The organism is Clostridium sp. HGF2 (assembly GCF_964240115.1).
In the GTDB taxonomy this organism is placed as follows: Bacteria; Bacillota_I; Bacilli_A; order Erysipelotrichales; family Erysipelotrichaceae; genus Clostridium_AQ; species Clostridium_AQ innocuum.
The window spans coordinates 57,983-70,805 of sequence record NZ_CAXSSO010000008.1; the positions used below are offsets into that span (position 1 = coordinate 57,983).

The window sequence follows — 12,823 nt, forward strand, 5'->3', positions numbered from 1 at the left end:
GAATATACCTTGAAGAATCTTTGCCTTTTTTATTTTAGGAGACAAAGTAGTGTAAGAGAGGAGAAACATGGTATGACATATGTTGATGAAGTGATTGAACACGTAGTAAAAAAGAATCCTGCTGAGCCGGAGTTCCATCAGGCTGTGAAAGAGGTACTGGAGTCTTTAAGAGTTGTGGTAGATGCAAATGAAGAAAAGTATCGAAAGGATGCCCTACTTGAGCGTCTGGTTCATCCCGAGAGACAGATTATATTCAGAGTACCTTGGATAGATGATAAGGGACAAGTTCAAGTTAATACCGGGTACCGTGTTCAGTTTAATAGTGCAATCGGACCATATAAAGGAGGTCTTAGATTGCATCGTTCTGTAAACTTAAGTATCATTAAGTTTCTGGGATTTGAACAAATTTTCAAAAATGCACTTACAGGTTTACCGATTGGCGGTGGTAAGGGTGGTTCTGATTTTGATCCTAAGGGGAAGTCAGATCGAGAAATCATGGCATTTTGTCAGAGTTTTATGACAGAGCTTTGCAAGTACATAGGCGCAGATACGGATGTTCCGGCAGGGGATATCGGTACCGGTGCGAGAGAAATCGGTTATTTGTTTGGTCAGTATAAGAAAATTCGCGGAGTATATGAGGGGGTTCTTACTGGAAAAGGTTTAAGCTATGGTGGATCTTTGGCAAGAAGCGAAGCTACAGGTTATGGTTTATTATATTTGACTGAGGAATTGTTGAAGCTAAATGGCATTTCACTTAAAGGAAAGACAGTTGCGGTTTCCGGTTCAGGAAATGTTGCAATCTATGCTATAGAAAAAGCGCTGCAATTAGGGGCGAAGGTCGTGACAGTAAGTGATTCTACCGGATGGGTATATGATGCCGACGGGATTGATGTTAGAGTTCTTAAGGAAATCAAGGAAGTTAAGAGAGCAAGACTAACGGAATATAAGAGTTATCGCCCGAATTCAGAATACCATCAAGGTCGTGGTGTATGGTCTGTAAAGGTAGATTTGGCACTACCGTGTGCAACTCAGAATGAACTTACGTTGGAAGATGCAAAACAGTTGGTAGCAAATGGCTGTTTAGCTGTATGTGAAGGTGCAAATATGCCTACCACACTAAAAGCTACTCAATATTTACAGAATAATGATGTTATTTTTGCCCCGGGTAAGGCGGCGAATGCTGGCGGTGTTGCAACATCTGCTTTGGAAATGTCTCAAAACAGTATGAGAATGAGCTGGTCATTTGAAGAAGTGGATTCTAAATTAAAAGATATCATGGTAACCATATGTCATAATATATCGGATGCTGCAGAAAGATATGGAGCAAAGGGGAATTATGTATTAGGCGCGAATATTGCCGGATTTGAAAGAGTTGCAGATGCCATGAGTGCACAAGGTATTGTATAAATTATATAAGAAGTAAAGGCAAAGGCGTCTTTCATGCATATACAGCATGTAAGACGCCTTTCTTTTATGATAAATAGTATAAAAGAAGGACAGATAGAAAAGGAGGAAAACATTATGAAGAATGTTTCGAAGTATTTTGGTAGTCTGGTGTTTGATGATAGGGTAATGAAAGCAACTTTATCTGCAGAAGTATATCAGTCATTGAAGAAAACGATTGATGGAGGAGAACGGTTGGATATCAGCGTGGCAAATGCGGTAGCTGACGCCATGAAAGATTGGGCAGTGGCAAATGGAGCTACTCATTACACACACTGGTTTCAGCCTCTCACCGGAATTACCGCAGAAAAGCATGATAGCTTTATAAGTCCTTCACCGGATGGTGGAGTTATTATGGAATTTTCAGGAAAAGAAATGATTAAGGGAGAGCCTGATGCATCATCGTTTCCATCCGGAGGACTTCGAGCAACTTTCGAAGCAAGAGGATATACTGCATGGGATCCTACATCTTATGCATTTATTAAGGGTAAGACATTATGTATTCCTACTGCATTCTGTTCTTATGGTGGGGAAGCCTTGGATAAGAAAACTCCATTACTTCGTTCTATGGAAGCACTGAATAAGCAGGCTCTTCGGATTTTACGTTTATTCGGAAATGAGGATGTAAAATATGTGCGTACTTCGGTAGGGCCGGAACAGGAATATTTCTTGATTACTAAGGAGATGTTTGATAAGCGCCCGGATCTTCAATATACAGGTAGAACACTTTTCGGTGTAAAGCCTCCAAAGGGACAGGAAATGGATGACCACTACTTTGGTGTCATTAAGCCGAAGGTTGCGGCATTCATGGAGGATTTAAATGATGAACTATGGAAGTTAGGAATTCTCGCAAAGACCGAACATAATGAAGTGGCTCCGGCACAGCATGAATTAGCGCCTATTTATACTACAACAAACATTGCTACTGATCACAATCAGCTTACCATGGAGATTATGCAAAAGGTTGCTATCAGACATGGTTTGGTTTGTTTACTTCATGAAAAGCCTTTTGCAGGAGTGAATGGCTCCGGTAAGCATAATAACTGGTCCCTTGCAACAGATACCGGTGTGAATCTTCTTTCACCGGGGGAAACGCCATATGAAAATGCACAATTCCTATTATTTCTATGTGCAGTTATCAAGGCAGTCGATGATTATCAGGATTTACTTCGTATTTCTGTCGCAACAGCGGAAAACGATCACAGATTAGGCGCCAATGAGGCTCCTCCTGCTGTAGTATCGATGTTTTTAGGTGATGAACTGAATGCGATTTTAGAAGCAATCGAAACAGATGCACCATATATAGCAGCCGGAAAAACGAAGATGAAACTGGGAGTAAGTGTACTTCCTAGATTTACAAAAGATACGACAGATCGTAATCGAACATCACCATTTGCCTTTACCGGTAATAAATTCGAATTCCGTATGCTTGGCTCATCAAACAGCATAGCTTGTGCAAATATTATGTTGAATGCGGCAGTCGCGGAGTCTTTGAAGATTTATGCGGACCGATTAGAAGGTGTAGAAGATTTTGAATCAGCACTTCATGAAATGATTAAGAAAACCATTAAGGATCACAAGAGGATCATCTTCAATGGCAATGGATATGATGACAATTGGATCAAGGAAGCTACAGAAAAGAGAGGACTTTTGAATTACTGTACAACAGCGGATTGCATGCCACATTTAATGGATAAAAAAAATGTGGATATGCTTATATCTCATAAAGTATTTACTGAAAGAGAATTGGAATCAAGAATGGAAATCATGCTTGATAACTACTGTAAGACCGTTATTATTGAGGCAAACACTATGGTGGTAATGGCAAAATGCTCCATTGCTCCGGCGGTTGAAAAATTTACCGCAAGTCTGGCGAAAAATGCTTCCATAAAGAAAAGTTTTGATGATTCTATTCCATGTGCATATGAAACAGGTTTAGTAAAAAAGTTATCTATCCTTACAGACAAGATTGACATGGCTGTTGATGAGCTAAAGACCTCTCTTGTGGAAATTCAGGATGTCAAAGGAATCATAGAAGAATCTGTCATGATTAGAGATGAGATACTAAGAAAGATGAGCGAGCTTAGGATTGCTTGTGATGAAGCGGAAATGCTTACATCAAAGGAATATTGGCCGTATCCTTCCTATGGGGATATTTTGTTTAGTGTGAAATAAATAAAGAAAGAGGGATGAAAATTATGTTATATAGTCCGGTGAACACGATTTGGGTACTTGTTGGAGCTGCATTGGTATTCTTTATGCAAGCGGGTTTTTCACTCTGTGAGGCAGGATTTACCAGAGCTAAAAATACAGGTAATATTCTTATGAAGAATTTAATGGATTTCTGTATAGGTACACCTGCATTTTGGTTAGTAGGATTTGGCATTATGTTTGGTGCAGGAAACGGTATCGTGGGATCATTTGATCCCCTTATCAAAGGAGATTACGGCCATATACTTCCATCGGGTGTGCCGCTTTGGGCTTTTGCAATTTTCCAGACCGTGTTCTGTGCAACATCTGCGACCATTGTTTCCGGAGCCATGGCAGAGAGAACAAAATTCAGTGCATATTGTATTTACTCTGCTGCCATTTCATTGTTGATTTATCCTGTTTCCGGACATTGGATCTGGGGTGGGGGATGGCTATCAGAGCTTGGATTCCATGATTTTGCAGGTTCAACCGCAGTCCATATGTTGGGGGGTGTCTGTGCAATGATCGGAGCTGCTATTCTAGGACCACGTATCGGTAAATATGATAAGAATGGTAAGCCAAAAGCAATCTTAGGACATAACATTACATTTGCGGCTCTTGGTGTATTTATTCTTTGGTTCTGTTGGTTTGGTTTCAATGGTGCATCTACTGCCGGTATGGATAGTGATGCATTGATGGAAACCGCAGGACGTGTATTTTTCAATACAAACATAGCCGCAGCAGTGGCTTGCTGTACTACTATGATTTTTACCTGGGTACGATATAAGAAACCGGATGTATCAATGACTTACAATGCAGCCCTTGCTGGTCTAGTTGGTGTAACTGCAGGTTGTGATGCCGTCTCCTCAGTGGGAGCAGCCGGTATCGGTATCGTATGTGGTATTTTAGTAGTATTATCAATAGAATTTTTTGATAAGGTTGTTAAAATTGATGATCCTGTTGGTGCGGTATCCGTTCATTGTGTCTGCGGAGCAGTGGGTACGGTTCTAACCGGATTATTCGCAACAGGCGTTACTACTGAAAAAGGTTTATTCTATGGAGGTGGTTTACATTTCTTTCAGGTTCAGACATTAGGTGTAATATCGGTAACAGCATATGTGGCAATTGTCATTACCATTGTGTTTCTTGTTATCAAACACACGCTTGGACTTAGAGCTGATAAAGAAGATGAGCTTACAGGTCTGGATATTTCAGAACATGGTTTGCTTACCGCCTATGCAGGATATGCAATGCTTCCTGATATAAGTGAAGAAGACGGTGATGAGCCGGTAATGGTGGCGCAAGGTGTTCCTGTTGCCGAGGCGGTTGAAGTAAAAAAGATGCCAAGTCTTCTTGATGGAATGCCTAAGATTACAAAAATTGCAATTATCTGTAAGGAACATAAGCTTGAGGCATTAAAGACATCTATGATGAACCTCGGTATTAAAGGAATGACAGTTTCCCATGTACTGGGATGTGGTGTACAGAAGGGGAAACCGGAATATTATAGAGGTGTTCAGGTAGAAACTACCCTACTTCCGAAGGTTCAAGTGGATATCGTAGTAAGTAAAATACCGGTAAGAAGTGTAATTGATGTAGCGAAAAAAATACTTTATACAGGACACATCGGAGATGGTAAGATTTTTGTCTATGATGTAGAGAATGCTGTAAAGATTCGTACCGGTGAAGAAGGGGTCGATGCTCTTCAGGATATAGATTAAAAATAAATAAAAGCGTTTGAGAAAAGAGAAGTAACATAGGTGATTGCTCACAGCGAGTATGGGATAGTGAGAGCCATATAGTGGAGCCTATGCGAATAACACTTTTCGAGCTGCAATCTGAAAAGATATTCTTAGTAGGTGCGCCGTTTCGTTATGCGTAAAGGAACTAGTCTTGTTGAAGACTTGGAAAATGAGAAAAAATATAGGTGGCACAGCGAGTTCAGCACTTGCCCTATAGAATGCTGAAACTGATTTCGGAGGAAAAAATATGTGTTCTATAATGGGTTATTGCAGTCGCAGTGCTGCCTATGATACGTTTATGAAAGGATTTGAGGCAACGATTTCACGGGGACCTGATGACAGTAGAGTAATCGATACCGGAAAAGGTTATTTGGGGTTTCATCGATTGGCAATTATGGGACTTCATGACGCCGGTATGCAGCCTTTTCAGTTGGATAAAAGCTATGCTGTTTGCAATGGAGAAATATATGGATTTGAGGAACTTAGAAGCAGGCTGTCAAGAAAGTATGAATTCAAGAGTGATTCAGATTGTGAAATAATTTTGCCCATGTACAAGGAATATGGTACGGCTATGTTTGCCATGCTGGATGCGGAATTTGCATGCATCATTTATGATGGGGAACGTGAAGAATATATCGCAGCAAGAGATCCGATCGGTATACGGCCATTATATTATGGTTATGATAAGCAGGAGGCTATTATCTTTGCCAGTGAGCCAAAGAATTTAGTGGGTATAGTTGAAAATATCATGCCGTTTCCTCCCGGTCACTATTATAAGGATGGGAAATTTATATGTTATCTGGATATTTCAATAGCTGCGAAAGTTTGTGAAGATGATTTGGAAAAAGTATGTAGAAATATTCGTGAAAAGTTAGTTTCAGGTGTGGAAAAACGTCTTGTAGCAGATGCAAAAGTTGGTTTTTTACTTTCAGGGGGACTGGATTCTTCCTTAGTTTGTGCAATTGCAGCTAAAAAAAGTAAAGATGCAATCAAGACATTTGCAATAGGCATGTGTGAAGATGCTATAGACCTGAGATATGCAAATCAGGTGGCAAATCATATCGGAAGTGATCATACTGAGATTTTTATGACACCGGATGATGTAATTGCATCGCTTAGAACCGTGATATATGTATTGGGTACTTTTGATATTACTACGATTCGGGCTTCGATAGGAATGTATCTGATATGTAAAGCGATTCATGAAAAGACGGATATCAGAGTTTTATTAACAGGTGAAATTTCAGATGAATTATTCGGATACAAATATACAGATTTTGCGCCAGATGAGGAAGCTTTTCAACTAGAATCACAGAAGAGAATAAAAGAACTCCACATGTATGATGTGCTTCGAGCTGATCGCTGTATCTCTGTGAATTCTCTGGAAGCAAGGGTCCCGTTTGGGGATATAGATTTTGTAAAGTATGTAATGTCTATCGATCCCAAGCTGAAAATGAATCGATATGGAAAGGGAAAATATTTGCTTCGTCATGCTTTTGAAGATGGAGATTATCTTCCTGATGAAATCCTGTGGCGAGAAAAAGCTGCATTTTCAGATGCGGTAGGACACTCTATGGTTGATTACCTGAAAGCATATGCTGAAGAAATATATACAGATACAGAGTTTAAGGACAAGTGTAAGAACTATAATCATGCGCAGCCATTCACAAAAGAATCTTTACTATACCGTGAGATATTTGAAGAGTATTATACGGGACAAAGCAAAATGATCGTAGACTTTTGGATGCCGAATAAAGAATGGGACGGCTGTCATGTAAATGATCCATCGGCAAGAGTTCTTTCTAACTATGGTGATAGCGGAATTTAGAAAAAGACAGATATGATGTGCGCTTATAGAAATAAGGAGATGAATGAATGGCGATACATGAGGAATGTGGCGTGTTTGGAATCTTTGGCACTAAGAGGGAAAATGTTGCAAACACTGCTTATTATGGTTTATATGCACTACAGCATCGGGGGCAGGAAAGCTGTGGGATCGTTGTAAATGACGACGGTGTATTTTCATCATATAAGGATTTGGGACTTGTGAGTGAGGTATTTTCGAAAGATACACTATCAAGTTTATCGAAAGGAAATATGGCGGTCGGCCATGTAAGATATGGAACAACAGGAGGAACTACCCGTAGTAATACTCAACCCATGGAAGTAAATCATCAGAGGGGAAAAATGGCGATAGCACATAATGGAAATCTGAGCAATTCATTGGAACTTCGAGATAAATTAGAACTATCCGGTGCAATTTTTAATACCACAAGTGATACTGAGACAATTGCTTATGTTATTACAAGAGAAAGACTTAAGGTTTCCAGTATAGAAGAAGCGGTAAGTAAAGCAATGAATTCTTTGGAAGGTGCTTATTCATTGGTGCTAATGTCTTCTACCAAATTAATTGCGGCAAGAGATCCACATGGATTCAGACCGTTATGCTATGGAAAGATGATGGATGGGAGGTATGTAGTTGCTTCAGAGAGCTGTGCATTATCTGCAGTAGGAGCAGCCTTCATAAGAGATGTTCTCCCAGGAGAAATTGTTGTTTTTAGTAAGGAAAATGTCGTATCTCGAAAAGAACACTGCAATAAAGAAAAGAGAAAGACCTGTATCTTTGAATATATTTATTTTGCCAGACCGGACTCTGTAATAGATACTATTTCGGTATCATTGTCAAGGTGTAAAGCCGGTGAATTATTGGCAGAAAGTTATCCTGTAGATGCAGATGTTGTGATCGGAGTTCCTGATAGTGGCATGGAGGCAGCATTAGGTTATGCAAATGCATCTAAAATACCATATGGAATCGGTTTAATAAAAAACAAATATATTGGTAGAACCTTTATTTCTCCGGGTCAGGATGAACGTCTAGATCAAGTAAGAATAAAATTAAGCCCCGTTAAAAATGTTATAGAAGGTAAAAGAGTTGTATTGATTGATGATTCCATTGTCAGAGGTACAACCAGTAAACGTATTGTAAAACTACTCAAAGATGCCGGCGCAAAAGAAATACATATGAGAATTTCCGCACCGCCATTTTTACATCCCTGCTATTATGGTACAGATATTGATTCAGAAGAAAATCTGATTGCCTGTCATCATAACATACGGGAAATAGAGGAAATCCTAGGTGTTGATTCTCTTGGATACTTACCGATTGAAAAATTAGGCAGATTGGTAGAGGGAACTGAATATTGTGCAGCATGCTTTAATGGAGAGTATCCGACAAATATACCGAAGGATCTTCGAAAAGATCGTTTTGAAGGAAAGTTATCAGAAAAAATCTGTTCCGGGTAGGGAAAGGAACAGTTTGCATTCAGAACAAGGATAGCTGATATTGATACTGCGTAATGCATGGTTTAGGGAATGACTACCTATACTATTATGGAGAATGAAAGTATTCATAAGAGTGGAAATCGGTTCTGATGAATCATCATAATTTCAGAATCTGGATTTACTTGGTTGAGATAAAACAGTTATAATCATGGAACCTGCTTATCTGGCCAGTGTAGATGCCGATGTTATTGCAGGCAATCGTATATTCAAAAGGTGCTGCAGCTGTTTTTACAGAGGAAGGACAGAAACAGATTCTTAAGCAACATAACAATTTACAAGCAAGATTCAGCTTGTTTAATGAACGCATTGGATATGTTGGGGTTTTGATATAGCATGGAGATAAAAATGCATTCTATTTTTCTAATACATTTCTCTTATCTATGTAACTTAATGACATCGGGGCTTTAGCATATCTGTTTTGTGAAATGGCAGAAATGATTCTCGAGAAAGGCTTCCTGTAAACAGCAAGCTTCGTCCTTATGCATGAAGGATAAAGTTTATTCTGTCGAACCTCCGGATGCTTTGTCGAATATCCCCAAAGGCAAATGAAAACGTGGTAAGATGATGACCGGAGGGATGAAACATGAAACATCAGTATATTGACGGTATCCTTTACTTTTATTTTTACGGGGATCTGGATAACCTTACCGTTTGCAATCTCAAGCAGATATGCATCGACCTGATAGAAAAATATCAGCCCAAAACGGTAAAGCTTGATTTTGAAGAGGTCACTTTTGTGGACAGCACCGGCATCGGCTTTGTCCTGGCACGCTACAAGCAACTGCAGAAGCTGCATGCCCAGCTTATTTTATGCAATCTGTCCAGAGTGAACCAGACGCTGTTTAAGATGTCCGGGATCTTCCAGATCATGAAACATGAGAGAAATGAGGTAAAGCTATGAATACGATGAAACTGGAATTTGTAAGCAGACTGGAAAATGAGGCATTTGCCAGAACGAGTGCGGTAGCTTTCCTGATGCCGCTGAATCTGGATATGGAAGCGATTATGGAAATCAAGACGATGCTGGCAGAGGCAATTGTCAATGCCATGATACACGGCTATGAGAGCAGAGAGAGCGGAACAATCGTATTACAGATCTCCTATGATGAGGAATTCATACATATGACGGTTCAGGATGAGGGCTGCGGCATTGATGATCTGCAGCTGGCAATGCAGCCATTATATACGAGTAAAAAGCATATGGAGCGAAGCGGCATGGGGATGACGATCATGCAGACCTTTGCGGATGATTTCCATATTGAATCAGAAAAGGGAAAGGGAACGCTTGTCACGATAAAGAAAAGAATCCAACATGGAAAAGACAGCGAGCAATGAGGAGCTGATTGAACGGATCCGATTGGGGGATGAAGAAGCGAAAAGCTGCTTTGTTCAACAGAACAGCGCGCTTGTCTATTCGATTATCCGACGGTTTTCCCGACAGCGGATATCGAATGAGGATCTGTTTCAGATCGGCTGTGTCGGTCTGATGAAGGCATTAAATAATTTCGATACCAGCTATGAGGTGAAATTTTCCACCTATGCGGTTCCCATTATCATGGGAGAAATCAAGCGGTTTTTCCGTGATGACGGCAGTATCCGTATTTCCAGAAGTCTGAAGGAAGGCTATCTGCAAATGGTGAAAGCCAAGGAGGTTTTGCTGCAGAAGCTGAATCATGAGCCGACCTATCAGGAGATTGCCGATGCAATGGAGCTGGATGTGGCGGATGTCATACTGGCCTTTGAAGCAAACCAGTTCATTTATTCACTAGATGAAACAATCTATGAAAATGACGGCTCTCCGATTCTGCTGGAGGACAAGGTTTCCAATAAAAAGGAAGAGGATGTCGTCATGAAGGTTTCTCTGCGTGATGAAATTCAGAAGCTGGATCAGCGGGAACAGCTGCTGCTGCATTATCGCTATGATCTGTCCATGAAGCAGGAGGAGATAGCACGGAAGCTGAATATTTCTCAGGTCCAGGTCAGCAGGCTGGAAAAAAAGATTATCAAGAAGCTGAAGGAGCGTCTGGCAGTTGCCTGATGCTTTTTTATAGCACAGAATTGTTTAAATCTGCCGGTGGAAATCAAATGCTTCACTCTGCATTCCTGCCTGTACGCTTCTACTTTCTTGTGCCGTGTGAAAAAACATGCTATAATATGAGTTCGAAAAAAGAATGGATGTGTAAGTATGCCGTTATCTGAATTTTATCTGATGAATGACGAGCAGATTGCTTCGCTGCATGAGCAGCTTGCAGAGAATTTTTACGACGACGATTTATATAAGACGGTATTCATGGATGACAGAACCCGTTTAAAGACCTTGCGCTACCTGTTTCGCCACTATGTAAAGGCATTGAAGCCATACTGTCATTTTCTGGCGGATAGTGCAGAATGCAAAAGTGTCATGGTGGTATGGGATTCCACTCTGGAACAGCCGCTGCAGTATCATCTGCAGCTGCTCTGGCTGAATTTGAAAATGATTCCCATGCTGGCAGGACTGCGGTCTGTAAAAAGCATACGGCATGTCATCGAATGCTGGGATATGTTTACGAGCCGCTGGATTCAGGAATTCGTACAGGGTGATTACCTGCATCTGGATTTGTTTTTCACAGAAAAAGAGCTGCGCGGAACCGGCATCGGCTCTGCCATGCTGAAAGCGCTGCTTGTTCATGCGCAGGAAATCGGCAAGGATGTCACAATGGAAACGCATCATGCGGAAAACCTTTCCCTTTACTATAAGGCGGGCTTTGTGCTGATGAGTGAAATCACACATCCCGATCATGACATCCATCAGTATAATCTTATGCGAAAATGCATTCGAGAGGAGAATCTGAATGAATAGTAAACATCGTGTGCACAATTTCTGGAGCTATTTTCTGACGATCCAGCAGCCGCTGGAAACCGCTTTACGTGAGCAGGACCGTCATGAATATGAGCATCTGCTCAATGATATCAATGAACAGCTGAAGACCGTATGCGGCTGTAAGCTGGAAGTGGAAATGAGTGAAACCGGTTTTTTTGAGATGACATTTGCAACCGGCGGCGATAAAACCGCACAGCTTTGCAGCGCACTGCTAAAAAAGGATGCTCCGCAGCAGCTCAGTGAAAACTGGATCATCAATGCCTTCCGTCCGCCTTTGAGTGAGCGTGCATTGAACAGTTATCTGCAGCTGAACGGGCAAACGATTCGCGGTGCGGATTTTAAGGTATATTATACAATTGAAGAGGAATCTAAAACAGTAGAGCTGAAGGTTTACTGTGCAGCGCTACAGGGACTGGAGGAAACCAATAAGGAAAGCATTGTTGCCTATATGCTGGAGCTGTTTATCGGAGAGCTGGAATTTGAAGCACGTATTTCCCGCGTAGAAATCCTGGATGCGGAAATCGATGAGGAAAATGTCTGCCTGCTTCCCAATCTCTATGAGGATCTCTGTGATATTATCATCGATCAGGAGTGGATGGAATATCATGATCCCTTATCCATCTATATGGCCTATAAGCTGGATGAAAAGCCGGTTAGTGAAACTCTGCGCCGGGATATGAAGCTGATTGTCACCACCAATCCGCAGCTGCAGGAGGAGGTCCTGAATAAGGAGTATGCGACCTGCAAGGATTTTGCCGATAAGGGTGGAGAATACGGCTATCTGTATTATGAAAAGCTGTATGAGGATGAAAAGGAAGCTCTTGTCCGGCAGCAGCTGGAAAAAGAAATCAATGACCTTCTGTATCCGATGTCCATTGCGCGTACGATGGGCGGTGCCATCGGTATGTATTATTCCTATATTGATCTTGCGGTGTTCGACCGTGACGGCTTTGCGATTGCATTGGAAAAAATCAATGAAAAGATGAAGTTTAAAATTTATTATCATTCCTTTTTGGAAGACTAGGTCCCACAGGGGACCTTTTTTGAAGCCTTGGGGATGTATTGTATGCTTTTACAGTTATGGCACAGGTTAAATCGGATATGCAGAATTGCAGGGTCTGAAAACATCACGTGAGGAAATACGGGACAGAAGCTGGCAGTATGAAAGGCATATAGAAATCACTGCTTTTTCAAGCTGTCGGGTAGGAGGACAGGTGCCGGTTTTCCTTCCGTCACTTTCTTAACA

At 41.1% G+C, this 12,823-nt stretch carries 10 protein-coding genes; all 10 read left to right on the forward strand.

The annotated features are described in order from the left end of the window. The first annotated feature begins 72 nt into the window (after window positions 1-72). The gene (gene gdhA, locus ACESPQ_RS14135) at window positions 73-1,407 is read left to right on the forward strand and encodes an NADP-specific glutamate dehydrogenase (RefSeq protein WP_002608855.1); all 1,335 of its coding nucleotides are present in this window, start codon (window positions 73-75) and stop codon (window positions 1,405-1,407) included. Window positions 1,408-1,521: 114 nt separating this feature from the next. Continuing rightward, on the forward strand, window positions 1,522-3,618 hold the full coding sequence (locus ACESPQ_RS14140; protein ID WP_118002370.1) for a glutamine synthetase III: 2,097 nt from the start codon (window positions 1,522-1,524) through the stop codon (window positions 3,616-3,618). Between the two features lie 23 nt (window positions 3,619-3,641). Beyond that, complete coding sequence (locus tag ACESPQ_RS14145; protein ID WP_109770200.1) at window positions 3,642-5,354, forward strand: ammonium transporter; 1,713 nt, start codon at window positions 3,642-3,644, stop codon at window positions 5,352-5,354. Window positions 5,355-5,622: 268 nt separating this feature from the next. Beyond that, window positions 5,623-7,203 (forward strand): asparagine synthase B, encoded by a 1,581-nt coding sequence (gene asnB, locus ACESPQ_RS14150; RefSeq protein ID WP_002608858.1) that lies wholly within the window; start codon window positions 5,623-5,625, stop codon window positions 7,201-7,203. A 47-nt stretch (window positions 7,204-7,250) separates the two neighbouring features. Further along, complete coding sequence (gene purF / locus ACESPQ_RS14155; RefSeq protein ID WP_002608859.1) at window positions 7,251-8,678, forward strand: amidophosphoribosyltransferase; 1,428 nt, start codon at window positions 7,251-7,253, stop codon at window positions 8,676-8,678. 622 nt (window positions 8,679-9,300) lie between these two features. Then, complete coding sequence (locus tag ACESPQ_RS14160) at window positions 9,301-9,618, forward strand: anti-sigma factor antagonist (protein ID WP_002608860.1); 318 nt, start codon at window positions 9,301-9,303, stop codon at window positions 9,616-9,618. Next, window positions 9,615-10,052: an anti-sigma F factor gene (gene spoIIAB / locus ACESPQ_RS14165; RefSeq protein WP_002608861.1), complete on the forward strand. Its 438-nt coding sequence runs from the start codon at window positions 9,615-9,617 to the stop codon at window positions 10,050-10,052. Before ACESPQ_RS14160 ends, spoIIAB begins: the two co-directional genes overlap by 4 nt. Further along, complete coding sequence (locus ACESPQ_RS14170) at window positions 10,030-10,755, forward strand: SigB/SigF/SigG family RNA polymerase sigma factor (protein WP_002608862.1); 726 nt, start codon at window positions 10,030-10,032, stop codon at window positions 10,753-10,755. The genes spoIIAB and ACESPQ_RS14170 overlap by 23 nt, the downstream gene beginning before the upstream one ends. Window positions 10,756-10,902: 147 nt before the next feature. Then, window positions 10,903-11,556, forward strand: coding sequence for a GNAT family N-acetyltransferase (locus tag ACESPQ_RS14175; RefSeq protein WP_002608863.1), 654 nt, complete (start codon window positions 10,903-10,905; stop codon window positions 11,554-11,556). Next, window positions 11,549-12,601, forward strand: a complete 1,053-nt coding sequence (locus ACESPQ_RS14180) for a hypothetical protein (RefSeq protein WP_373144507.1) — start codon at window positions 11,549-11,551, stop codon at window positions 12,599-12,601. Before ACESPQ_RS14175 ends, ACESPQ_RS14180 begins: the two co-directional genes overlap by 8 nt. Window positions 12,602-12,823 lie beyond the last annotated feature (222 nt).

What these genes read in the sequence shown, in the direction of transcription:
- ACESPQ_RS14180 (WP_373144507.1), top strand. Translation starts at nt 11,549, where the DNA reads ATGAATAGTAAACATCGTGTGCACAATTTCTGGAGCTATTTTCTGACG.
- spoIIAB (WP_002608861.1), top strand. Translation starts at nt 9,615, where the DNA reads ATGAATACGATGAAACTGGAATTTGTAAGCAGACTGGAAAATGAGGCA.
- ACESPQ_RS14160 (WP_002608860.1), top strand. Translation starts at nt 9,301, where the DNA reads ATGAAACATCAGTATATTGACGGTATCCTTTACTTTTATTTTTACGGG.
- ACESPQ_RS14145 (WP_109770200.1), top strand. Translation starts at nt 3,642, where the DNA reads ATGTTATATAGTCCGGTGAACACGATTTGGGTACTTGTTGGAGCTGCA.
- ACESPQ_RS14175 (WP_002608863.1), top strand. Translation starts at nt 10,903, where the DNA reads ATGCCGTTATCTGAATTTTATCTGATGAATGACGAGCAGATTGCTTCG.
- ACESPQ_RS14140 (WP_118002370.1), top strand. Translation starts at nt 1,522, where the DNA reads ATGAAGAATGTTTCGAAGTATTTTGGTAGTCTGGTGTTTGATGATAGG.
- ACESPQ_RS14170 (WP_002608862.1), top strand. Translation starts at nt 10,030, where the DNA reads ATGGAAAAGACAGCGAGCAATGAGGAGCTGATTGAACGGATCCGATTG.
- gdhA (WP_002608855.1), top strand. Translation starts at nt 73, where the DNA reads ATGACATATGTTGATGAAGTGATTGAACACGTAGTAAAAAAGAATCCT.
- asnB (WP_002608858.1), top strand. Translation starts at nt 5,623, where the DNA reads ATGTGTTCTATAATGGGTTATTGCAGTCGCAGTGCTGCCTATGATACG.
- purF (WP_002608859.1), top strand. Translation starts at nt 7,251, where the DNA reads ATGGCGATACATGAGGAATGTGGCGTGTTTGGAATCTTTGGCACTAAG.